Genomic DNA, 21,056 nt, shown 5'->3' with positions numbered 1-21,056 from the left:
CACAAACGCACGCGGCGCCCGAAACATCAACTGATAAGTTGGTGGCTCGGGCGCCGTTTGTTTAAGCCGTTTGTTTAACCAGTAATTCTTCTTCGGAAAGTTTCATCGTGACTGAACCAAATTTTGCAGAACACTCGTGGGACTACCTTGAACGCCGCAGTGTTCTGGTTATTACACTGAGCGGGCCAGCAAATGTGCGACTGATGGACCCTGAGAATTTTGCGGCCTATCAAGACGGCGAAAAGTACGACTTTCATGGCGGTCTTGCCCGCCGGGCACCCTTTCGAATTAAGGTTCCACATTCGGGTCCGTGGTATTTGGCCATTGACCTCAACGGTTTACCCGGGCGCGGGGTACGCCATGATGTCACTGTTCAGCCGCCGCAGAAACTCGAAGAGCGCAAAGCCTAAAGCACAGATCTCGGATGCATATTCCGTGAAGATCAGCCTGAAGCCGTTGTGGGATATAGGCATCAGACACGACAACAGCCGGCCCAGCACCCTAGGTGCTGAACCGGCCGTTGTTGTTGATGAATTACTTGCCGAACTTGCCGCTCTTCAGCTCGCGGTTGGCAGGAATATCTGCCCAGCCGCCAAGTCCATTGTCGCCATAGTTGTAGTCAACTGTTGCCGACGCACCCTTGATGTCCAACTTAACAGTTGGGCCCAAGGTGCCACCTCGGACGAAGTTGTCCTTGGTGCCAATGGTGTCGATGAAGGACTGAACCAGTCCGCCAGGCATGACGTAGTGCGAGTATGCCTGGAACTGGCCTGGGTGCTGGTTGTAGTCAGGAGCGAATGGACTGCCTGCTGCAAAGTTCAGGTTTGAAGGGCTACCCAAAGCCAAGCCTGAACCGCGGTTCAGTGGCTGGTAATCGCTACGAATACCGTTACCTACGAAGCCGTAAACGCCTTCTGGTCCATCGATGCCAGCAGCAAAGGTGGAGCGGTGGCTAATCGTGAACAGGTAGTACTTGCCGTCCTGCATGTAAATCTGTGGACGCTCAGTCTGGTCGGTAACACAGTTAGCCGACAAGATTGGTGGCAGGAATTCCCACTCGGTGAGTTCCTTGTTCTTTGCACGAGCCAAACCAACGTTACCGATCTGGTAGGTTGCACCTGACTTGTTGACCTCTGCAACGGTTTCACCGTTGGTTTCGCCCTTGTTGTAGCCAAGGTCATCAGCATCGCACTTTGCTGCATCACGCTTCTGCGCGGTGTTGCCCTCGAAGACCATGAAGGTCTCGCCTGGGTGTGCTGGATCTTCAAAGGTGAACGGGTCACGGAAGTTGAAGAAGGAGTTCTGCTCAGCGGTCTGGTAGTACTTACCGTCTGCCTGGAGCAGTTCGGTGACCTTGTCGAAACCGGTGAACTTTACGCCCTTTTTGTTTGCGTGAACGTGGCCGATGCTCAATGCGATACGTGGATCGTAAGGCTTGATGTCCTTGCCATCCTTATCGCGGTAGAAGGCAACGTCGGTGAAGAACAGCTTGATTTCGCCGTTCTTGTCTACACGAGCCGAGCCAGACCACTGGGTCTGGTGGCTGTAGGACTTATCCTCGAAGATCTTGCCGGTGACGCCTTCGTCAAAGACCTCGCCGCCGTAGGTCCAGCCGCCGTCTTTTGGACGCTCGTCAGCTGGGACGCCAGCTGGACGGTAGAAGTAGCCGATGCGCGCGTACTGGTGACGCTCATCGAAGCCCAAGTCGCGGTCAGCAACTAGCGAGAAGATGATCTCCTGGCCGCCAACGCTGTACTGGTTAGCGTCTGCGTCAGTCAGTGGCCAGGTATCCCAGACCCATACTTCTTCGTTGCTCATGTCAGGGAAATCCTGAGGAACGGTTGGCATGGTGTACTCGGTTGGCATCGAGTTTTCGCGGGAAGCAGCGTCTGGATCAGACATTGCCTTCAGCTGCTTAGCATCTGCACGGGTCCAACGCGACGTGAAATCATCGGTTGGGCTGTAAGCCTTTTGGGTGTGCTCAGTTGGCGCAGGGAAACCTGGTACCGGCTCGGTTGCGGCCACTGCTGGGGCCGAAACCAAAGTTGCACCGAGCGCTCCAATGCTCAGTACAGCAGCAAGAATGCCGCGTTTGGTGCGTTGCTTATTCACGATTGTTTGCCTTCGTTCGATACGGAATCGGACAATCGCTCGGGCTGCGACACACGCTCTCTCCACAGTCGAATCTAAGGAATCACATAGCTCCTGTCAATCGATTCAAAACGTTTTGGAAGTAGGATCACATTTTTTAGGATTCTTAACGAAAGCTTCATCACATTCTTTGCAAAACGTTTTGGTTTTTCGTTAGCGTGGGTAACTGTCACTCGTAGCGACGCACGATCTCTCCCCAAATCTTTTGCGACGACACCCATCGTTGCTGCCCTTTACCGGCGTTTGAATTGACCTACTGGAAAGACCGATGACTCAGCCACAGACCAAGAACTCCAAGATTCTTATTGCTGCCGCAGCTGCCTGTGCACTGGTCCTCGTGGCTTTGCTGGCTTGGCAATTCCTACGCCCTGCACCACAATCACCAGAAACTGAGAGCGACAACAACGCTCAAGAAGCCGAACAGTTTCAACGGCCAGAATCTTGGTCGCAGTTCCGCCCAGCCAATCACCTCACGCCGAGCCAAAACTGGATGAACGATCCGCAACGCCCGTTCTTCCTGGACGGACTGTGGCACTTCTACTATCTCTATAACGCTGACTACCCGGACGGCAACGGTACCGAGTGGTATCACGTCACCTCCACTGACCTTGTTCATTGGAAAGATGAAGGCGTTGCCATTGAGAAATACAAAAACGGTCTAGGTGATATCTGGACCGGCAGTGCGGTCGTTGATACAGAAAACACCGCAGGTTTCGGTAAAAACGCAGTCATCTCGTTGGTTACCCAGCAAGTAGACGGTGTTCAACGTCAGTCGTTGTTCTACTCAACCGACGGCGGATACTCTTTCACCTCGTACGAGGGCAACCCAGTCATGGACAATCCCGGCGTCGACGCATGGCGAGATCCGAAAATTGTCTGGGACAAAGAACGCAATCAATGGCTCATGCTGTTGGCCGAAGGAAGCAAAGTCGGCTTCTACACCTCCAAAGATCTCAAGTCCTGGAACTACCAGTCTGGTTTCGAAGCGCCAGACCTTGGCACAGTCGAATGCCCAGATTTCTTCCAAATGTCCGTAGACGGTGACCCCGAACGCACTACGTGGGTCTTAGGCATCAGCGCCAACGGGGAAAGTTCTGGACGTACCACCGGCTACACCTACTGGTCCGGTGACTTTGATGGCAAGACCTTTACCCCTGCCGAACAAGAACCTCAATGGCTTGATGCCGGATCCGACTTTTACGCGGCAGTGTCGTGGGAGGATCCTCAAGCAGAAGATCCTTTGGCCCACCGTTACGCACTGGGCTGGATGAACAATTGGGCTTACGCCTCAGATCTTCCATTGGGCGATTGGTCCGGCGGATCTATGTCCACGGTTCGTCAGCTTTCGTTGCGTGAGGTTTCAGGAAAATCGACCTTATTCTCGGAGCCTATTGCAGCGGTTGATAAGCTCGCCGGCGATCCAGCCCAAACCACAGCGCAAGATGTGCCCACGGGGCACAGCGCTTCGGTGGGCAAAGCTGAAACGGATTCTTACCGACTCCACGTTGATCTTGCCCAAGATGAGACTTCGCCAAGCGATGAGGCTCAAGTTGAGATCAAGGACGCCAATGGTGCGACCGTGACTGTCGGCTACAACTTCAAAGACCAAACTCTCTTCCTCAACCGCGACAAAGACAAGGTAGCCTCCACCATGCCCGAGGCTTACCGCGAGATTCGTAGCGAGCATCTTCCCAGCGACAACGGAGCGGTCAGCTTAGATGTACTGGTCGATACAACTTCGGTTGAAGTATTTGCCCAAGATGGACAGGCCTCGTTGAGTTCAACCGCGTTCCTGTCCCCTGGAAATCATGAACTCAATTTGAAGTCTTTGGGTGGCACCACCGATTTGCGCGGTGCCAGTTTGGCGCCGATGGCAGTTGTCGAGACCGCAGAACAGTAATCCAAGCAACTGGGTACACTTCAGCCAATAACGGTGTGGCCTCCTAAGCGGAGACCACACCGTTATTTGCACTGAATCTTCAACACCGTCAAAGCCAAAGATGGCGGAAAATAATTACCGCCCCGGCGCAGCTACCGATTCCCTGCTCACTAGCTCACAACGTAACTGCTTTGAGGTTTTGGATTCTGGGTTGTCTTTTGTCTCAGCAAACAGTTGAGAGACTGCCCAATGCCCCATTTGGTAGTGCGGCAAGGCGACAGTACTTAGAGTTGGCACCAGTGCCTTGGTAATAAGCTGAAGGTCGTCAACTCCGATAACCGATAGGTCCTCGGGAATTCTGATACCAAGACCTGCTGCAGCCTGATAAACGCCCATGGCCATCTCGTCGTTAAAGCAGAAGATAGCTGTCGGTCGGTCTTCGCGATCCAGTAAGTCACGTCCAGCTTCACGTCCGCCTTTGGCTCCATTACTGGCGGCACAGATCCACGACTCATTAACAGCAATACCCGCATCTTTCAACGCGTTGCGATACCCCTGCTCGCGCCCAATCGCTGCCGGTACGCTCAGCGAGACGGTGATAAAACCGATCTGTTGATGACCAAAGCTAATCAGATGGTTGGTTGCGTCGATCCCTATTTGACGCTCATCAGGTACAACGGATGAATAATTCGAATCGGCATCAGTCGCGTTGGCAACTACCACCCGCGCCCCAGCAAGTTCTTGCGGAACTTGAATCTGCTGGTGCCACATCTTGGCGTAGACCAGACCATCCACGCGGTGATCCATCAGAGTTCGGATTCCCATGAGTTCACGTTGCGCGTCCCCGGTTGAATCGATGGCCAGCACTACGCTTTGATGTTCGGCGGCAGCGTCTTGTGCACCGCTGATTAGTCGGCCCGCATACGGGGTCACGGCGATGGTGTCGCTGAGCAGACCTATAGTGAAAGTCCGCGAACTTCGCATTCCGCGCGCACGTAAATCAGGTGAGTACCCTAGCTGTTCAGCAATCTCCAATACACGTTCGCGCGTCTCGGGCTTGATTGCCCTTGCACCGCTTAAAGCGTGCGAAACAGTCGTCAGCGACACTCCCGCAGCGGCGGCGACGTCCCTGATGCCTACTCGGGCAGAGGAACCGAGCTTATTATTCATGCCTTTATTCTATTCACAATTTCTTTTCCCTTTAAACCAAACTCAAAGATGTCTGGTTCAAGGAGGAATTGATTGTCAATGATCCAAAAGGCATGCACTACCTAAGCTAGATTTTTGCCACGCCGCTGAGCACTACTTCGGCACGTCCGCCAACCCAAACCTGATCGTCGACACTGGTGATAAAGATTTCACCATTTCTTCCCATCGCGCCTCCCTGCGCTGCAACATAGGGAGCAGTGGCACGACCAGTTTTAATAAGCCACTGGGCGGCTGACGCATTGAGGCTTCCGGTCACTGGATCTTCACGCAGCGGGTCCTCCCCCTCGGTAAAGAAACCGCGCACTTCAAACGCCTTTTCAGATCTTTCAGGATGAGCACCGATAACACCAATGTCCCACCGGCCGGGGAATTTCGAGGCATCGGGACGCAAGGCAAGAACCGACTGCGCGCTATCGAGCAGCACACCGACCCAGCCCGGGCCGTTATCAATCCACTGGGTGTCAACGACCTCTTCTTTCTCTACACCGAGAATCGCGCGAAGTTGTTCCACTAATTCAGGTTCCACTGGGCCGCCACGTTGCAGCGATGGCGCTGCGAATGACAAGATCTCGTCTTCAACTCGAATAGGAATCAATCCAGCTGCACATTCTTGGACGATCATTCCGTCGGTCGCTGGAACGCCTCCGGCTTCCAGCCACGCACGCGCAGTGCCAAGAGTAGGGTGTCCAGCAAACGGCAATTCGGTGTTCATGCTGAATATGCGGACTCGGTAATCGGCCTCAGGGCTCGTTGCAGGAAGTACAAAAGTGCATTCTGAAAGGTTCGTCCATACAGAGAAGCGACGTAGCTGTTCATCATCGAGTCCCTCGGCATTCAAAATGACTGCGACTGGGTTACCTAAACATGGATCAGCGGAGAAAACATCCACCTGGCTAAAACGGTAAGTCATGACTGAAATCCTACGGGGAGATAACTAGAACAGAACCCTTGGCTCTGTATTGCTACAAAACAAGACCTCTTACGAAGCTGACCTCACCTCTTTTGGCCTGAGTCCAAAGATTCCCAGCCCTGAAAGAGACGCCAAATGGCTAAAAATCATCGCTGGCTTATCCATTAAGAACAGCCAAATAGCGCCTAAGCGGACGGACTGCGCCAACGAAGGGGCGCTCCCGCAGGCCAAATCTAAATGTGAGCTTTCGATCTTTCCATGATTCTCATAGGACAACTCTGTAGGATCAAGAGAGTCTGCGTTATTCCCGTTTCCAGCCCTCGGCTGAAATTGGCCTTCCAAGTTCTTCGAATGGCTTGGCAGGGAATAATCTAGGAGTACAAACTTATCTTCGGCATCACCTGCCCGTTGGTAATCGCGTTTCATCGCAGCATGCACCACACAGATAGTCCAGCAGAAACGAAGGCAACACTTTGAACGGCAATGCCACCTTTAAACACCACAACGTTGCGCTCTTATCAGTGAACAGCGTCCTCGCACCCGAGGTGGTGACCTCATCCGAATTTGATGAGCGGCTGGCTCCAAGTTTGAAACGTTTGCGGTTATCCAAGAAACTGCTCGAACGCGTTTCTGGCGTTAAAGAACGACGCTGGTGGTCCAAGGGCGTCGAATTTGATGACGCCGCAATTATCGCCGGCAAAAAAGCCTTGGCTGAAGCTGGTATTGAGCCCGGTGAAATCGGACTGCTCATCAATACTTCGGTAACCCGTCGCAATCTGGAGCCATCGGTTGCTTCCAAGATTCACAACGGACTGGGCCTGCCATCCTCTGCAATGAACTTCGACGTGGCCAACGCTTGCCTCGGCTTTGTTAACGGCATGAGCCTTGCGGCGAACATGATCGATTCCGGTCAGATCAAGTACGCGCTGATCGTTGCCGGCGAAGATGCCAAAGCAACTCAGGAAACCACCTTCGAGCGTCTGAACGCTGAAGGATCCACCCGCGAAGACTACATGCGTGAATTCGCGACCCTAACCTTAGGTTCAGGAGCCGCTGCAGCGGTCATCGGCCCAGCCGACGCCCACCCAGATGCACACCGCATTCTTGGTGGCGTCTCCCGTGCAGGTACCGAGCACCACGAGCTGTGTGTTGGCGGTCCCAACGGTATGTACACCGACACCAAGGGCTTGCTCGATAACGGCCTAGAGCTCGTTGTTGATGCGTGGGATGAAGCTCACCGCACCGGCTGGGAGTGGAAGTCCATGGACCGCTACGTCACCCACCAGGTTTCAAAGTCTTACACCAACGCGATCATCAAGGCCGTCGGCCTGGTCAAGGATCGTGTGCCGATCACCTTCTCCAAGTGGGGCAACGTTGGACCGGCTTCCTTGCCTATGACTCTGTCCCAGGAAGCTGAAACGCTCAAGCCAGGCGATCGAGTGCTGTGCATGGGTGTTGGTTCAGGACTGAATACCGCGATGATGGAGATTGTCTGGTGACCGAGATTTTCCCCGGCGTCAAGGAAATCTACTCAAAATATCTCGATGTTCCATCCACCTCACCGGTGGACGGCGCTGGCGCCACCTACCGGTGGCATGTCTTGGACAACCAGGAAGAACTAGCTCAACGTGGCATCACGCCAGTAGGCACGCTTTTATGTGTCCATGGCAATCCCACGTGGTCTTACCTATGGCGCAGCCTGCTCAACCATGTTTCTGAGAATCAGTTGGCCTGGCGTGTAGTTGCCGTGGACCAGCTAGACATGGGCTTCTCGCAGCGCACCGGCAAGTTCCGTCGACTGGCAGACCGCGTTAATGACCTGGGCGATCTGGCCGAGGCAATGGATTTAGGTGACAATGTCACCACCGTGGGCCACGACTGGGGCGGCATTATTTCTCTGGGTTGGGCTGTGTCTCATCAGGACCGTCTGGCCAATGTCGTTTTGACGAATACCGCCATTCACCCTGCTGGTTTTGAACTGCCGTCAGCACTGAAGCTGGCGACCCACCCTGCCGTACATGGCTGGGGAACCAAAACCACGCGTGCTTTCCTTCAGGTCACCCATTCCTTGGCACAGCCAGCTTTGGCGCCTGAGGTTCGTAAGACTTTTATGGCCCCTTACACCAGCGCAGATGTGCGCGATGGTGTGGCAAACTTTGTGGCGGACATTCCATTTGATCCCTCGCATCCAAGCCGTCCGGCGCTGGATGAAATTTCTGAGGCTGTGCGCTCACTATCGGTTCCAGCACTGATGCTGTGGGGCCCGAAAGACCCGGTCTTCTCTGACCGCTACCTTCGTGATCTCTTAGGACGACTCCCCCACGCTCAGGTGCACCGCTTTGAAGGTGCAAGCCACCTGGTGGGCGAAGACCGAGATATCGCTTCCCCGATTTTTTCTTGGCTTGCTGGAAACCAGCACGTCGCCGAGTCAGCACGAGCACAAAGCTCCACGCCCTATCAGCCAATGCTTGCAGAGCTGGATTCGCGTTCCGATGACCACAGCACCGCAGTGGTGGACATTCACCCGCCACAATCCTTGTCGTGGTCCCAACTGGGCGAACGTGTTAACGCGCTAGCTGCTGGATTGCAGCAGGTCGGTGTGAAATCCGGAGACCGCGTCAATCTTCTGGTTCCGCCAGGCATTGAGCTGACCTCGTTGATTTATGCCTGCCTGCGTTTGGGCGCGGTCATTGTTGTGGCCGATGCCGGACTTGGAACTAAGGGACTTGGCCGTGCCATCAAGGGCGCTGGCCCAAGCTTCCTGGTAGGAATTGACCGCGCGCTAACCGGTGCCCGAGTGCTTAACTGGCCTGGCACCAAGATCGCCGTCGACTCCTTGCCTGCTACCAAACGTAAGCTCTTGGGTGTCGCGCACACCCTAGATGAACTACTAGAAACCGGTAGCAAGCTATCGGCCAGTCAGGCGAACTTCACCGCTGCTGATCCTGATGCTGATGCTGCAGTGCTCTTCACCTCCGGATCCACCGGCCCCGCCAAGGGCGTTGTATACACGCACCGCCAACTTGCAGCCATGCGAGACACCCTGCGTGAAACCTACGATTTGAAGGCCGGTTCAGCACTGGTAGCTGGCTTTGCACCATTCGCGTTGCTTGGCCCTGCCCTCGGCGCCACCTCAGTCACCCCCGATATGGATGTGACTGCGCCTAGAACGCTGACCGCTTCTGCTCTGGCTGATGCCGCCGTCGCAGTGAACGCCACCACGGTATTTGCCTCCCCGGCAGCCCTGGCCAACGTACTAGAGACCAAATCCGAGCTAAACACCGCACAGCGCAAAACACTGGCAGGCGTTGGCCTAATGCTCTCTGCTGGTGCTCCTATTCCTGAGCCGCTGTTGGCAAAGGTTCAAGAGTTGGTACCCAACGCGAAGGTTCATACCCCGTATGGCATGACCGAAGCGCTACCGGTCACCGATATTGATCTGGCAGGCATTCGTGCCGCTGGGGACGGAAACGGCGTGTGTGTTGGCACCGCGGTTGCCGGCGCCACGGTAGCCATCGCCCCCATTGACGCGCTCGGCATTGCGGGCGATGAGCCGCAGTACACCCCCAACGTCACCGGCGAAATTCTGGTCCGTGCACCGCACGTCAAAGATCGCTACGACCGTTTGTGGATCACGGAAGCGGCCAGCAGCTCCATCGATGGCTGGCACCGTACCGGAGATGTGGGGCATCTTGATGATGCCGGTTTGCTCTGGGTTGAAGGACGTCTGGGTCATGTGTTGAGCACCACCAATGGTGCTATCACCCCGGTCGCCGCCGAGCATGCAGTGCAATCGGTCGTCGGCGCCGGACGCGCCGCCCTGGTAGGTGTTGGACCAGCAGGAACTCAAGCCGCAGTGGTAGTCATGGAAACCGTCCCCGCGTCCCGTAAACCTGGGCCTGCCGAGAACGCTCTGGCCACTAAGGTTCGCGCCGCGGTTGCACAGACCGGTACAGAGGTGGCCGCCGTACTAGTGTTGCCAACCTTGCCTACCGACATTCGCCATAATTCAAAGATTGACCGCGCAGCGTTGGCTCAATGGGCCAGCACGACGCTAGCTGGCGGAAGGATCCGCACACCATGAGCGATAGCACTGACCAATTGACCCCGCGTAGGGTTCTGGTCACCGGAGCCAGCGGTCTGCTCGGTGGCGCCGTAGCCCAGCTACTCAGCGATAAGGGCCACCATGTGCGCACCTTCCAGCGCAGCTCTTCGAGTCATGCCGGGGATGAAGTCCGCGGTTCTTTAACCGACGCCGTGGCGGTGGCCCAGGCCGTTGAGTCCATGGATGCAGTGATTCACTTGGCAGCCAAGGTCTCCTTCACCGGACACTGGCAAGAATTTGTTGATACCAACATCACCGGTACCAACAATCTGCTGCAGGCATCACAAAAGGCCGGAATCAAAGATTTTGTTTTTGTCTCTTCACCTTCTGTGGCCCACTTTGGTGATTCCCTAGCTGGCGCAACAGCTGGTACTGCCAATCCTGATCTTGCACACGGTAACTATGCCCGGTCCAAGGCTGCGGCCGAGCTCAACGCATTGGCGCAAGACTCGTCGGATTTCCGTGTGGCAGCCATCCGTCCGCATGTGGTGTGGGGACCTGGCGATACACAGCTGGTAGAACGCGTCATCGAACGCGCCAAAGGCGGTCGCCTACCGTTGCTAGATCACGGAGCTGCGCTCATTGACACCACCTACATCGATAATGCGGCCGCAGCCATCGTTCGCGGCTTAGAGCGCATGGACCACGCCCATGGTCGAGCATTGGTGGTGACCAACGGGGAGCCGCGACCGGTCGGTGAGCTCATCGCAGACATCTGTCAGGCCGGCGGCGCTCCAGCACCCAAGCTCAATGTGCCAGGCTGGTTGGCTCGCGGGGCCGGTTCAATCATTGAGAAGCTCTGGTTAGCTGCTGGTTCTCGCAATTTGGTTCACGACGAGCCTCCGATGACTCGTTTCCTAGCCGAGCAACTTTCTACAGCTCACTGGTTTGATCAGCGCGAGACTCACCAAATCCTTGATTGGAAGCCGGCCGTCAGCATTGATGAAGGTATAGCCAAGCTGACCGCACACTACTCGCAGTCCTAGACCGCGCATCAGACAAGATGTTGAAGCCCCGAAGCATAAGAATGCTTCGGGGCTTCAACGCATTCTGGGCTTGCAGCTGTTTGCTGTTACCTCATGGGAGTACTACGTCATGAATTGGCACGGACATCATTGCAACGGGCAAAGAGCTGTACCTTGAAATGATGGGCAACAAGATTTCTTACCAAGGTGAAGCTGGCTCCAATTCAAATATGGCCTGCACTGAACAATTCCCCGAAATGCAGGCAGTGCCATGCGCTAGTTTCGAGGACGCCTTCGCCATGGTAGAAAATGGGGAAGCTGATCTTGCGATGATTCCCATCGAAAATTCGTTGGCTGGTCGCGTTGCTGACATCCATGTTCTATTGCCAGAGTCCGACCTACAAATTGTCGGTGAACATTATCTTCGGATCCGTTTTGACCTGCTGGGTCTGCCCGGAGCGTCAGTTCAAGACGCCAGGGAAGTGCATAGCCACATTCACGCGTTGGGACAGTGCCGAAAGATCATTCGCGAGCACAAGCTAACGTCGGTTATTGCCGGAGATACCGCAGGATCTGCACGCGAGGTAAGCGAATGGAACGATCCAACAAAACTATCTTTGGCTCCCCCAATGGCCGCCGAGCTCTATGGGCTTGAGGTGCTGGCATCAGGTGTTGAGGATGACCCCACAAACACCACACGCTTCGTGGTTTTGGCGCGCGAACAGCCTTTACCCGTGCGCTCTGAGCTTCCCGAATCAACGGTGACCACTTTGGTCTTCAAGGTCCGCAACGTTCCTAGCGCGCTGTACAAGGCGTTGGGTGGCTTCGCTACCAACGGCGTGAACATCACGCGTTTGGAAAGCTACATGGTTGGCTCTTCCTTCGCTGCCACAACCTTCATGATTGATGTTGAAGGGCACCCAGAGGACCTACCGGTGCGCTTGGCTTTGGAAGAACTAGAATTCTTCACCTGGGAAATCAAGGTACTCGGGACCTACGCTGCCAGCGAGCACCGCAGCACCGTTTCAGCGGCCTTCGTTTAGTCTGACCAACGACGGTAACGTCATCTCAGTTTCGTTGAGCTGTCCAGTTCATGGTGGCGAACATTCGGTAATTGCCTTCTGATACGTCTTGCCACGGTAGGAAAAGCTGAGATTTTTAGTGTCGTACTTTTGCGAGCTGGTGATGGGGGTCTGGGTTCTTAAAGTTTGTGGTGGGTAGCGCCCATGATCTGCCACGATCAATGTGCGACAAAGACTCAAAAAAGTGCTGTCCGCGCTGAACATTTGGATGGTTCAATACATCGGCGTGCTTATTGCCACTGCATTCAATCCGAACGTTCGTCACCGGGATGCGCAGATCATTAGTGACCATGACACCCCATTTTGACTCAGCCGCTTCTCCTACATCCGCTTTGACCCAGACTGCATTGACGCCACTGAGAACTTCTTCTTCGCGTTGCTCGGCCTGTTCTCGCTGGTCTTGCTTTCGCCACCAAAACACCACGACAGCCGCCATTGCACTGAACGCCATGATCCAGTTGGGGATGGTTTCTGAAAAGATGTACAACCCGTTGCCGTCCATGCCAGCAGATTATCGAACGATTCGTAGTAAGCAACAGAGAAAATTACCGCTTTTCAATTGCTTCCACCAGGTTCATCCTGATGTAACTTCGTGGACGCCTTTCCCAGCGTTCTCGGCAGTGAAGCGCACCCCGCGGCGTTAGTCTCGCCAAGAATACCGGCGTTCGGGACGCCCAACTCCCCCATATCGTAGGTTCACTTGAACCAGACTTTCCTCAGCCAAGTACTCCAGATACCGGCGAGCGCTTACTCGCGAGGTGCCAAGTTTTTCTGCCGTCTCTGTGGCCGAAATGGGATCGGTTGCGTCCTTGACGATATTTTCCACCAGCACCATAGTTTCCGCACTGCATCCCTTAGGCAGTGGGCGCCGAGTCTGCCCGCCAAGGCCGAAGAGGCGATTTACATCGGCTTGTTGCAGTTCTTGATCGGTAGCCTCATCCAATGGCTGGTACGTCTTGGCATAGTGCCCCAACCTTTCGCGTAGGTCATCCCACGAGAAGGGCTTCATCAGGTAATGCACGATACCGCCTCGTAGTGCGCGGCGAACCGTATCCATTTCCCGGGCGGCGCTAATCACCAAAATATCTAGGTTCGGTTGAACTTTGCGTAACCGTTGTAATAGGTCCAGACCATTCATATCTGGCAGGTGGATGTCCAGTATGGCCAAGTCAGGGTTCAGCTCTTGGGTGGCCGTGATGGCGTCCTTGGCGGTGTGCGCTATCCCTGCAACGGTGAACCCTGGCTCCTTGCTGACAAATCCGGCGTGCACTCTTGCCACCATAAAGTCATCGTCGATCACCAGAACTTTGATCACTGGATAGGTCCTACTTTCTGAGTGTTGCGGTAAATCGTGCGCCATTGTCATTGATCGCTTCAATATCTCCTCCACGGCGCCGACAAACCAGTCGGCTCAGTGCCAGGCCAAAGCCCCTGCCGCCTGAGACGGTGGTGTCCTTTGTGGAGAATCCTTGAGTGAAAATTTCATTCATCGCTTCATCAGCAATCCCAGATCCATTGTCACCGACAATGACGGTTATCAGTCCATCGAGGTCATTGATGGAGAGATTGATCGTTGGCTGATCAATCTCGGCGACAGCATCAATGGCGTTATCAATGAGATTGCCTAGCACCGTGGTTAGGTCCCTTGCACTCTGGTCGTCCCCTCGTCCCAGACTCGAGTCTTGCGAAACTTCAAGTCGGATTCCTCGTTCTGCAGCCACGCTGGCTTTGGCTATGAGCAAGGCAGAGATCGTGGGCTCGGCTATTTGCGCCGCGAGGTTTTCAAAGACTTTGCTGCGGCTGAAGCTGACGCCATCGATGAAGCGAACCACCTCGTTGTATTCCTCTAGCTGGATGAGCCCGGAGATGGCATGTAGATGATTGGCAAATTCGTGCGTCTGGGCTCGCAGCATGTCTGCGGTGGCCTTGCTGTCGCCAAGCTCTTGCTCAAGTAAAGTCAGCTCGGTCCGGTCACGGAAGGTCGTCACAGATCCAAGATCTTTGCGGGCAGTCTTCACGGGCATTCGGTTGAAGACAACAACGCGTTCTCCAATGAGGAACTGCCGGTCGGGGTGTTGTTGCTTTGTCATCAAGGCCCTACTGACCTGTGGTGCTATTTCCAGTTCTGTGAGCTTTTTACCCACGCAATGTAACGGCAGTTGCAATAGTTCGATGGCGGTATCGTTGGCCAGCATGATTCGGCTATCCGGTGAGACCGAAATGATTCCTTCCTTCACCCCATGCAACAGCGCTTCACGGTGTTCAAAGAGTTCGGCGATCTCCTGCGGTTCCATGCCGCGGGTTTGATGCTTGACCCTGCGCGAAAGTAAAACTGAACCGACAGTTCCGAGGATCACTGAGATGAACAGTGTAATCAGCGCGCTGGGTGCAATCTCTTGGATGAGTTCTTGAGTGCTGGGGTAGCTTTGCCCGGCACTGACGATGCCTACAAGCTTTCCGTCATCGTCGAGTACCGGCACCTGCGCAATGAGCACGTGACTGCCGTTGCGGTCTATTTCGCCGGCCCAGCCCCTACCTTGGGCCACAGAGGATTCTGGCTGCAGGATTGAGGTTCCAACTTCATCAGGGAAGGTGGAGGTGACCACGGTGCCATGCTCATCTGCGAGGGTGACAAATTGCAACCCCGAGGTACTTCGCGTGGTTTCAGCCATCGCGGGAAGCGCTGATCCCATTTCCGGTGCTGCTTTAGGCATGAGTGCGCGCATCAGCGGGTTAGCAGCTAAAGACTCTGCCGCTGAAAGGCTGCGCCGGCCTTCCACCTTTTCAAAGTTGTTGGTGGACTGAGTTAGCGAGACAGCAACTACTCCCGCCAGCACTACCGCGATAATCAGTAACTGCAAGATGAGGTACTGTCCGGCCAAGGAAATCCTGCGAGCAAAGATGTCGGTGAATTTTGAAGCTTTTATACTCACAGACACATCCTTATCCAAGATTCATTTCTTCCCCGCCTTTGGGGCACCCAGCAACTTTACCGAACTTTTTGATGACTCAAATCACAATTCGCGGTTACACAATGAACAGTATTTTCTTTGCGTACGTAAGAGTGACCTAGTTCACATCCATGCTTACTGTGGAACTACTCGCAACTACGATTCAAGCAATGAGGCTGCAATCAATGAAAAGTTTCAAATCCTTCCGTGCCCTGACGGTCTTCGCCGCCACTGCAGCTCTGGCCTTGGGAGCCACCGGCTGTGGCGTCACCTCTGAGAAGTCGGGATCCGACGCCGGAACGTCAGACGCACCAATCGCCAACCTGCGCATCATGGTCCCTAATACTCCAGGTGGCGGATACGACACCACCGCACGCGTGGGCGCCAAGGTCATGGACGAAGCCAAGCTGGCCACCAATCCAGAAGTGTTTAACCTAGCCGGCGCTGGTGGCACCGTAGGTCTGGCCCGCATGATCAACGAAAAGGGCAATGGCGATCTGGCCATGCTCATGGGACTGGGCGTAGTTGGTGCCAGCTACACCAATGACACCGATGGAAAGCTGACCGATACCACCCCAATCGCCAAGCTGATCGAAGAGCCAGGAGCCATCATGGTCTCCAAGGATTCGCCATACAAGACCATCGACGACTTGGTCGCAGCATGGAAGAAGGATCCAGGAAAGATCTCCGTCGGTGGCGGCTCCTCCCCTGGCGGTCCTGACCACCTGCTTCCAATGCAGTTGGCAGAAGCTGTTGGCATTGACCCTAAGGATGTGAACTTCGTTTCCTTCGATGGTGGTGGCGATCTACTGCCAGCCATCCTGGGCAACAAGGTCGGCTTTGCAGCCTCGGGTGCTGGCGAGTACATGCAGCAGATCGAAAAGGGCTCGGTTCGAGTTCTGGCAACCAGTGGCGAAAAGAGCCTTGAAGGTGTTGACGCTCCAACGTTGAAGGAATCTGACATCGACTTGGTGTTCTCGAACTGGCGTGGGCTGGTTGCCCCTCCAGGAATCTCTGATGAGGACAAGACCAAGTGGGTTGAGCTGATGACCGAAATGCACAACTCCGAGCAGTGGAAAGAAGCACTGAAAACTAACGGCTGGACCGACGCGTTCATGACCGGTGATGATTTCTCTGCTTTCCTCACCGAACAGGATGAGCGCGTAGCAAGCGTCCTGAAGACCCTGGGTCTGGCGTGAGCGCAGTAAATACCGCAAAGAAGAAACGCGTCGAACTGTTGTTCGCCGCGTTTCTTCTTCTCGTCGGAATCATTGTGTTTGTTGACGCGTCGCAATTACATGCGACGTATTCCCAGGCTGACGCTATCGGGCCTAAGGCAGTGCCTTACCTGGTGTCAGGAATCCTGGTGCTCTCCTCTATTGCCCTGAGCATCACCGTGGCCCGAGGCAACCTCGCTGAAGGAGATGAGGGTGAAGACGTTGATCTGAGCCAGCCTTCGGACTGGAAGGTACTTGTGCCGCTACTTGGCTTCTTCGTCTTGAACCTGTTGCTGATCAACTGGGCCGGTTGGGTTATTTCCGGAACGATCTTGTTCTTCGGCGTTGCAACTAGCTTGGGCGCTCGCCGTTGGGCCCTCACCGCGGTGATCTCGCTGGTACTGGCGTTTGGATCTTTCTACGGCTTCTACTTGGGGTTGGGCATCAAACTGCCCGCCGGAATTCTCTCGGGGGTGCTGTAAATGGATACATTCAATTTATTGATGGGCGGATTTGAATCCGCTCTGACCCCGATCAACCTGCTGTTCGCTTTCGCTGGCGTGGTCTTGGGTACTGCAGTTGGCGTTCTTCCTGGCATTGGTCCAGCGATGGCCGTGGCACTGCTTTTGCCACTAACCTTCGGCATGGAAACATCTAGTGCCTTGATCATGTTTGCGGGTATCTACTACGGCGGTATGTACGGTGGTTCCACCACCTCCATCCTGCTTAATACTCCAGGCGAGTCGGCCACCGTCATCACAGCCATTGAAGGCCACAAGATGGCCAAGGCTGGACGGGCATCTCAGGCACTAGCCACCGCTGCGATCGGCTCATTTGTTGCCGGAACCATCGGTACAGCGCTGCTGGTGACTGTCACACCAATCGTGGTGAAGTTTGCGGTGAGCCTTGGCGCACCAAGTTACTTTGCCATCATGGTGCTTTCACTGATCACGGTTACTGCCGTCTTGGGCTCGTCAAAGATCCGCGGTTTTGCTGCCCTCGGTTTGGGGCTGGCTATTGGTCTTGTGGGCATGGATCCAGTGTCCGGCCAAAAGAGACTGACCTTCGGCTTTGCTCCGTTGATTGACGGTATCGATATCGTGGTTGTCGCCGTGGCAATTTTCGCGATTGGCGAGGCGCTGTGGATCGCCGCTCACCTGCGCCGTACTCCGGCGCACACCATTCCTGTCGGCACTCCTTGGATGGGTAAGGAAGATTGGAAGCGTTCCTGGAAGCCATGGCTTCGCGGCACTGCCTTCGGATTCCCTTTTGGTGCATTGCCTGCCGGCGGCGCCGAGGTTCCAACCTTCTTGTCTTACGTAACAGAGAAGAAGCTCTCCAAGCACTCTGAGGAATTTGGCCACGGTGCCATCGAAGGTGTTGCTGGTCCAGAAGCTGCTAACAACGCTTCAGCTGCCGGAACACTGACGCCAATGCTGGCCTTGGGCCTGCCAACCAACGCGACCGCTGCGGTGATGTTGGCGTTCTTGACCATGAAGGGCATCCAGCCTGGCCCGTTCCTCTTCGAGAATGAACCCGATTTGGTATGGGCACTGATTGCCAGCCTGTTTATCGGCAACACGTTGTTGCTGCTGATCAACTTGCCGTTGGCGCCACTGTGGGCCAAGCTTTTGAAAATTCCTCGCCCCTACCTGTACGCGGGCATCTTGTTCTTCGCTACCCTGGGCGCGTTCTCGGTGAACATGCAGGTAGCAGACTTGTGGATTTTGCTGCTCATTGGTCTGTTGGGCTTTGCACTGCGTCGCTTCGGATTGCCAGTGCTGCCACTGATCCTTGGTGTCATCATCGGCCCGATGGCCGAGGAACAACTGCGCAAAACCTTCCAGCTCTCCTCGGGCAGTGTGTCAGGAATCTGGAGTGAACCATTAGCGGTCGGGATCTACGTGTTGATCGCGGTACTACTAGTACTGCCAGCCGTGATTACTTACATCCGCCGTTCCCGTGGTCGCCATGATGTTGTTGCTGAAGCTGTCCTTGGCGAAGTGGCCGACCATCCAAAGCACAAGGCCGGAGTTTCGGGCACGACCGCAGACGACGACGAAAGGGAGAACTCATGAGCATCGTTGTAGGCTACATCCCCTCCCCTGAGGGTGAAGCTGCTTTGGAGCGGGCCATCAAAGAATCAACAGCAAGACAAGCAAGGTTGATTGTGGTGAACTCCTCCAAAGGAGACCAACTAGTTGATGATCGGCTCATCGATGCTAAACAGCATCACGATCTGGAAGCACGATTGACTGAATCCGGAGTAGATTTCTGGATTCAGCGTCAACCCCAGGGCATCGATGCCGCAGACCAGATTTTGCAAGTGGCAGAAGCTCAACGAGCCGAGCTCATTGTCATTGGACTGCGCAAGCGCACCCCAATGGGAAAGTTCATCATGGGTAGTGTCGCTCAAAGAGTGCTGCTTCAAGCTGGTTGTCCGGTGCTTTCGCTCAAAGCAACTAACGACTGGTAAGCAAAACGTGGAACCCTCAATTTAAGCGAAATGATCCGCACCAATTGGTGCGGATCATTTCTCTTTGCTGACTTTACTTCTGGTACGGATTTGGTGGTGGAGTGGTACCACCGTTGTCCGGATCAGCCGGGCGAACCTGTGCGCCACCCTGCGATGGGTACTGCGTTGTTGGGTTATAACCCTGTGGTGCTGGTGGGTTATTTGGCAACGATCCATGTCCTGCTTCAGCTGGTGGTGTGCCACCAGCAAGTCGGACAAGTTCCGAAGTGTTCTCCGCGGTACGGATCGAAGCAATCAGCGACTCAAGTCCAGCGCGGATCAAAACAAGGTAGATCAAAACGAATAGTGGTCCGATGATGATCAAAACCAACAGTCCGAGCATGGTGCTTTCCGTAAAAGCGCTGATCACCATGCCGAGGTAGGCAATAACCAACAGGACCATGATCAAGATGTAGACAAACTTGACGATGGACGGAGTTACGAACTTTTTGAAACTGAAATCAAAAAGGGCTTTCATCCTTCTGCCTTCTCTCATGTCGAAACGAATGATATAGCCGACAGTATCGGACTATGAGCCATGAGGAAAGCTGATCTAGAAAATAAGTACTGGCCGTCGTAGTGTTTTTTGATTTCCCTTGGTCTTCTTTACGCCTTGGAGATGGCTTCTTTCAGCGCCGTCAACAACAGCGCTACCGAACCCGGGTTGGCGTTTGGCCCCATCAGGCCAATACGCCATACGGTGCTGGCATACTGACCTACACCACCACCAATCTCGATGTTAAAGCGATCCAGCAGATAGCCGCGCACCTTCGCCGAGTCCACACCTTCTGGGACGTTCACGGTGGTCAACTGTGGGAGTCGGTGTCCTTCTTGGGCGAAGAGCGTCAGGCCCATCTCTTGCAAACCATCTTGCAACAACGAGCCAGCTTCTTGATGCCGAGCGGTCACCGCATCCAATCCTTCGGACAGAATTCGATCAATTCCCGCCTCCAGCGAGGCAACCATGGCCACCGGTGCAGTGTGGTGATAGGTACGACCGCCACCTGCAGAACCGGTGGCGTAACCTCCGAGCAGTCCGAGGTCTAAGTACCACGATTGTGGCTTCTGTACTCGACGTTCAAAGGCACGGTCAGAGATGGTGAACGGAGCCAAACCTGGGGCCACACCAATGCACTTCTGGGTGCCGGCGTATCCCACATCGATCCCCCACTCATCAGCCAGTACCGGCATACCGCCAATGGAAGTTACCGCATCAGTGATTAGCAGCGCGTCACCCTTGATAGCGCCCAAGGCAGCAATGTCCGAAAGCACACCGGTGCTTGTTTCTGCATGCACACCAGCAATCACCGAAGGATTCGGGTGAGCGTCAGCCACACGCTGCGCATCAATCGGAGTGCCGTATTCGTGATCCACGCGGACCACTTCGGCACCAACACGTGAGGCAACTTCGCACATGCGCTCGCCGAACAGACCGTTAATAGCAATCACAGCGACATCACCGGGATTGATGGTGTTAACAAACGCAGCTTCCATTCCAGCTGATCCGGTAGCGCTCAGCGGAAGGGTGCGCAGGTTTTGCGTGCCCCACAGTGTTCGCAGTCCCTCGGCTACATGATCCATCCGGGCAATGAACGCAGGATCCAGGTGTCCCAGCAGTGGCAGGCCAAGAGCTGCCGTTGCTTCCGGGTACGGGTTACATGGACCTGGGCCGAAAAGATGACGCTGAAGAACGGTCTGACTCATGACTGCTCACTTTCACTTATATGAATTGTTCCAATCGAGATTCAGCGTATCCGCAAGAGGCTGAAAAACGAAAGGTTAGTTCCACATTGTAGAAATTTATGAATTGTAGCCAGAGCGCCATTTTCGAGATGACACATGATGATGAGCCGCTTTGGCACTCACATGCTCCGTTACTTCGTTGCGAGATCGCGGGCTCAGCGCCGAGCAGTGTTCGCTAGCTTCGATCGGTTTGGCCAACAGGTTGCTGGCAAGGCTGATGCTTTGCTCAAATAAACCATCACCAAGTCAGGGAAGAATCATATAGAAGTCTGAAAACCCCATCAGTCAGGTTGAACTTGAACGCCGTTTGTATAAGTCTGAAGGGACAA

General features: G+C 54.7%; 18 protein-coding genes. 10 read left to right on the top strand and 8 right to left on the bottom strand.

Annotated elements, in window-relative coordinates; genetic code table 11:
* Positions 1 to 107: 107 nt before the first annotated feature.
* Positions 108 to 410 carry a DUF1883 domain-containing protein gene (locus AC1Z3F_RS02355; RefSeq protein WP_131089961.1) on the top strand — a complete coding sequence of 101 codons (303 nt, stop codon included), beginning with the start codon at positions 108 to 110 and terminating at the stop codon, positions 408 to 410.
* Between the two features lie 124 nt (positions 411 to 534).
* Here AC1Z3F_RS02355 and AC1Z3F_RS02350 read toward each other — a convergent pair whose 3' ends face one another.
* Positions 535 to 2,112 (bottom strand): glycoside hydrolase family 68 protein, encoded by a 1,578-nt coding sequence (locus AC1Z3F_RS02350; RefSeq protein ID WP_483566513.1) that lies wholly within the window; start codon positions 2,110 to 2,112, stop codon positions 535 to 537.
* A gap of 307 nt (positions 2,113 to 2,419) precedes the next feature.
* On the opposite strand from AC1Z3F_RS02350, the gene AC1Z3F_RS02345 reads away from it, so the two are divergent.
* Complete coding sequence (locus tag AC1Z3F_RS02345) at positions 2,420 to 4,051, top strand: glycoside hydrolase family 32 protein (protein ID WP_483566512.1); 1,632 nt, start codon at positions 2,420 to 2,422, stop codon at positions 4,049 to 4,051.
* 114 nt (positions 4,052 to 4,165) lie between these two features.
* Here AC1Z3F_RS02345 and AC1Z3F_RS02340 read toward each other — a convergent pair whose 3' ends face one another.
* Together AC1Z3F_RS02340 and AC1Z3F_RS02335 are read right to left on the bottom strand one after the other, a co-directional pair.
* Positions 4,166 to 5,200, bottom strand: a complete 1,035-nt coding sequence (locus tag AC1Z3F_RS02340; RefSeq protein WP_483566511.1) for a LacI family DNA-binding transcriptional regulator — start codon at positions 5,198 to 5,200, stop codon at positions 4,166 to 4,168.
* Positions 5,201 to 5,306: 106 nt separating this feature from the next.
* Positions 5,307 to 6,149 carry a PhzF family phenazine biosynthesis protein gene (locus tag AC1Z3F_RS02335; protein WP_483566510.1) on the bottom strand — a complete coding sequence of 281 codons (843 nt, stop codon included), beginning with the start codon at positions 6,147 to 6,149 and terminating at the stop codon, positions 5,307 to 5,309.
* 473 nt (positions 6,150 to 6,622) lie between these two features.
* Here AC1Z3F_RS02335 and AC1Z3F_RS02330 point away from each other — a divergent pair, with 473 nt between their 5' ends.
* The 4 genes from AC1Z3F_RS02330 to AC1Z3F_RS02315 all read left to right on the top strand — a co-directional run bounded on the left by AC1Z3F_RS02330 (position 6,623) and on the right by AC1Z3F_RS02315 (position 12,262).
* On the top strand, positions 6,623 to 7,648 hold the full coding sequence (locus AC1Z3F_RS02330; protein ID WP_444613026.1) for a 3-oxoacyl-ACP synthase III: 1,026 nt from the start codon (positions 6,623 to 6,625) through the stop codon (positions 7,646 to 7,648).
* Positions 7,645 to 10,233: an alpha/beta fold hydrolase gene (locus AC1Z3F_RS02325; protein ID WP_483566509.1), complete on the top strand. Its 2,589-nt coding sequence runs from the start codon at positions 7,645 to 7,647 to the stop codon at positions 10,231 to 10,233. The genes AC1Z3F_RS02330 and AC1Z3F_RS02325 overlap by 4 nt, the downstream gene beginning before the upstream one ends.
* On the top strand, positions 10,230 to 11,240 hold the full coding sequence (locus AC1Z3F_RS02320; protein ID WP_483566508.1) for an NAD-dependent epimerase/dehydratase family protein: 1,011 nt from the start codon (positions 10,230 to 10,232) through the stop codon (positions 11,238 to 11,240). Before AC1Z3F_RS02325 ends, AC1Z3F_RS02320 begins: the two co-directional genes overlap by 4 nt.
* 161 nt (positions 11,241 to 11,401) lie before the next feature.
* Complete coding sequence (locus AC1Z3F_RS02315; protein WP_483566931.1) at positions 11,402 to 12,262, top strand: prephenate dehydratase; 861 nt, start codon at positions 11,402 to 11,404, stop codon at positions 12,260 to 12,262.
* 115 nt (positions 12,263 to 12,377) lie between these two features.
* On the opposite strand, the gene AC1Z3F_RS02310 is transcribed toward AC1Z3F_RS02315, so the two are convergent.
* The 3 genes from AC1Z3F_RS02310 to AC1Z3F_RS02300 form a co-directional block, all read right to left on the bottom strand.
* Positions 12,378 to 12,803 carry a hypothetical protein gene (locus AC1Z3F_RS02310; RefSeq protein WP_483566507.1) on the bottom strand — a complete coding sequence of 142 codons (426 nt, stop codon included), beginning with the start codon at positions 12,801 to 12,803 and terminating at the stop codon, positions 12,378 to 12,380.
* A gap of 138 nt (positions 12,804 to 12,941) precedes the next feature.
* On the bottom strand, positions 12,942 to 13,616 hold the full coding sequence (locus tag AC1Z3F_RS02305; protein WP_483566506.1) for a response regulator: 675 nt from the start codon (positions 13,614 to 13,616) through the stop codon (positions 12,942 to 12,944).
* Between the two features lie 10 nt (positions 13,617 to 13,626).
* A complete protein-coding gene (locus tag AC1Z3F_RS02300) occupies positions 13,627 to 15,234 on the bottom strand; it encodes a sensor histidine kinase (protein WP_483566505.1) in 1,608 nt (535 codons plus the stop codon).
* Positions 15,235 to 15,437: 203 nt separating this feature from the next.
* Here AC1Z3F_RS02300 and AC1Z3F_RS02295 point away from each other — a divergent pair, with 203 nt between their 5' ends.
* Genes AC1Z3F_RS02295 through AC1Z3F_RS02280 form a run of 4 tightly spaced genes read left to right on the top strand, consistent with a single transcriptional unit; the run spans position 15,438 to position 18,945 of the window.
* Positions 15,438 to 16,451: a Bug family tripartite tricarboxylate transporter substrate binding protein gene (locus AC1Z3F_RS02295; RefSeq protein ID WP_483566504.1), complete on the top strand. Its 1,014-nt coding sequence runs from the start codon at positions 15,438 to 15,440 to the stop codon at positions 16,449 to 16,451.
* On the top strand, positions 16,448 to 16,951 hold the full coding sequence (locus AC1Z3F_RS02290; RefSeq protein ID WP_262198114.1) for a tripartite tricarboxylate transporter TctB family protein: 504 nt from the start codon (positions 16,448 to 16,450) through the stop codon (positions 16,949 to 16,951). Before AC1Z3F_RS02295 ends, AC1Z3F_RS02290 begins: the two co-directional genes overlap by 4 nt.
* Positions 16,952 to 18,547 carry a tripartite tricarboxylate transporter permease gene (locus AC1Z3F_RS02285; RefSeq protein ID WP_483566503.1) on the top strand — a complete coding sequence of 532 codons (1,596 nt, stop codon included), beginning with the start codon at positions 16,952 to 16,954 and terminating at the stop codon, positions 18,545 to 18,547. It abuts the gene before it with no gap.
* Positions 18,544 to 18,945 carry a universal stress protein gene (locus AC1Z3F_RS02280; protein ID WP_483566502.1) on the top strand — a complete coding sequence of 134 codons (402 nt, stop codon included), beginning with the start codon at positions 18,544 to 18,546 and terminating at the stop codon, positions 18,943 to 18,945. The genes AC1Z3F_RS02285 and AC1Z3F_RS02280 overlap by 4 nt, the downstream gene beginning before the upstream one ends.
* A gap of 73 nt (positions 18,946 to 19,018) precedes the next feature.
* Here AC1Z3F_RS02280 and AC1Z3F_RS02275 read toward each other — a convergent pair whose 3' ends face one another.
* Both AC1Z3F_RS02275 and AC1Z3F_RS02270 read right to left on the bottom strand, forming a co-directional pair.
* A complete protein-coding gene (locus tag AC1Z3F_RS02275) occupies positions 19,019 to 19,462 on the bottom strand; it encodes a DUF4282 domain-containing protein (RefSeq protein WP_131089975.1) in 444 nt (147 codons plus the stop codon).
* A gap of 128 nt (positions 19,463 to 19,590) precedes the next feature.
* A complete protein-coding gene (locus tag AC1Z3F_RS02270) occupies positions 19,591 to 20,688 on the bottom strand; it encodes a pyridoxal-phosphate-dependent aminotransferase family protein (RefSeq protein WP_483566501.1) in 1,098 nt (365 codons plus the stop codon).
* Between the last annotated feature and the right edge of the window lie 368 nt (positions 20,689 to 21,056).

Source organism: Glutamicibacter sp. MOO4, assembly GCF_056934395.1.
This window is presented reverse-complemented; position numbering and strand designations above follow the sequence as displayed.

Bases quoted from the DNA above. Each gene is read 5' to 3' on its own strand.
- AC1Z3F_RS02345 (WP_483566512.1), top strand. From the start codon at position 2,420: ATGACTCAGCCACAGACCAAGAACTCCAAGATTCTTATTGCTGCCGCA.
- AC1Z3F_RS02340 (WP_483566511.1), bottom strand. From the start codon at position 5,200: ATGAATAATAAGCTCGGTTCCTCTGCCCGAGTAGGCATCAGGGACGTC.
- AC1Z3F_RS02335 (WP_483566510.1), bottom strand. From the start codon at position 6,149: ATGACTTACCGTTTTAGCCAGGTGGATGTTTTCTCCGCTGATCCATGT.
- AC1Z3F_RS02320 (WP_483566508.1), top strand. From the start codon at position 10,230: ATGAGCGATAGCACTGACCAATTGACCCCGCGTAGGGTTCTGGTCACC.
- AC1Z3F_RS02315 (WP_483566931.1), top strand. From the start codon at position 11,402: ATGGGCAACAAGATTTCTTACCAAGGTGAAGCTGGCTCCAATTCAAAT.
- AC1Z3F_RS02310 (WP_483566507.1), bottom strand. From the start codon at position 12,803: ATGGACGGCAACGGGTTGTACATCTTTTCAGAAACCATCCCCAACTGG.
- AC1Z3F_RS02295 (WP_483566504.1), top strand. From the start codon at position 15,438: ATGAAAAGTTTCAAATCCTTCCGTGCCCTGACGGTCTTCGCCGCCACT.
- AC1Z3F_RS02285 (WP_483566503.1), top strand. From the start codon at position 16,952: ATGGATACATTCAATTTATTGATGGGCGGATTTGAATCCGCTCTGACC.
- AC1Z3F_RS02280 (WP_483566502.1), top strand. From the start codon at position 18,544: ATGAGCATCGTTGTAGGCTACATCCCCTCCCCTGAGGGTGAAGCTGCT.
- AC1Z3F_RS02275 (WP_131089975.1), bottom strand. From the start codon at position 19,462: ATGAAAGCCCTTTTTGATTTCAGTTTCAAAAAGTTCGTAACTCCGTCC.
- AC1Z3F_RS02270 (WP_483566501.1), bottom strand. From the start codon at position 20,688: ATGAGTCAGACCGTTCTTCAGCGTCATCTTTTCGGCCCAGGTCCATGT.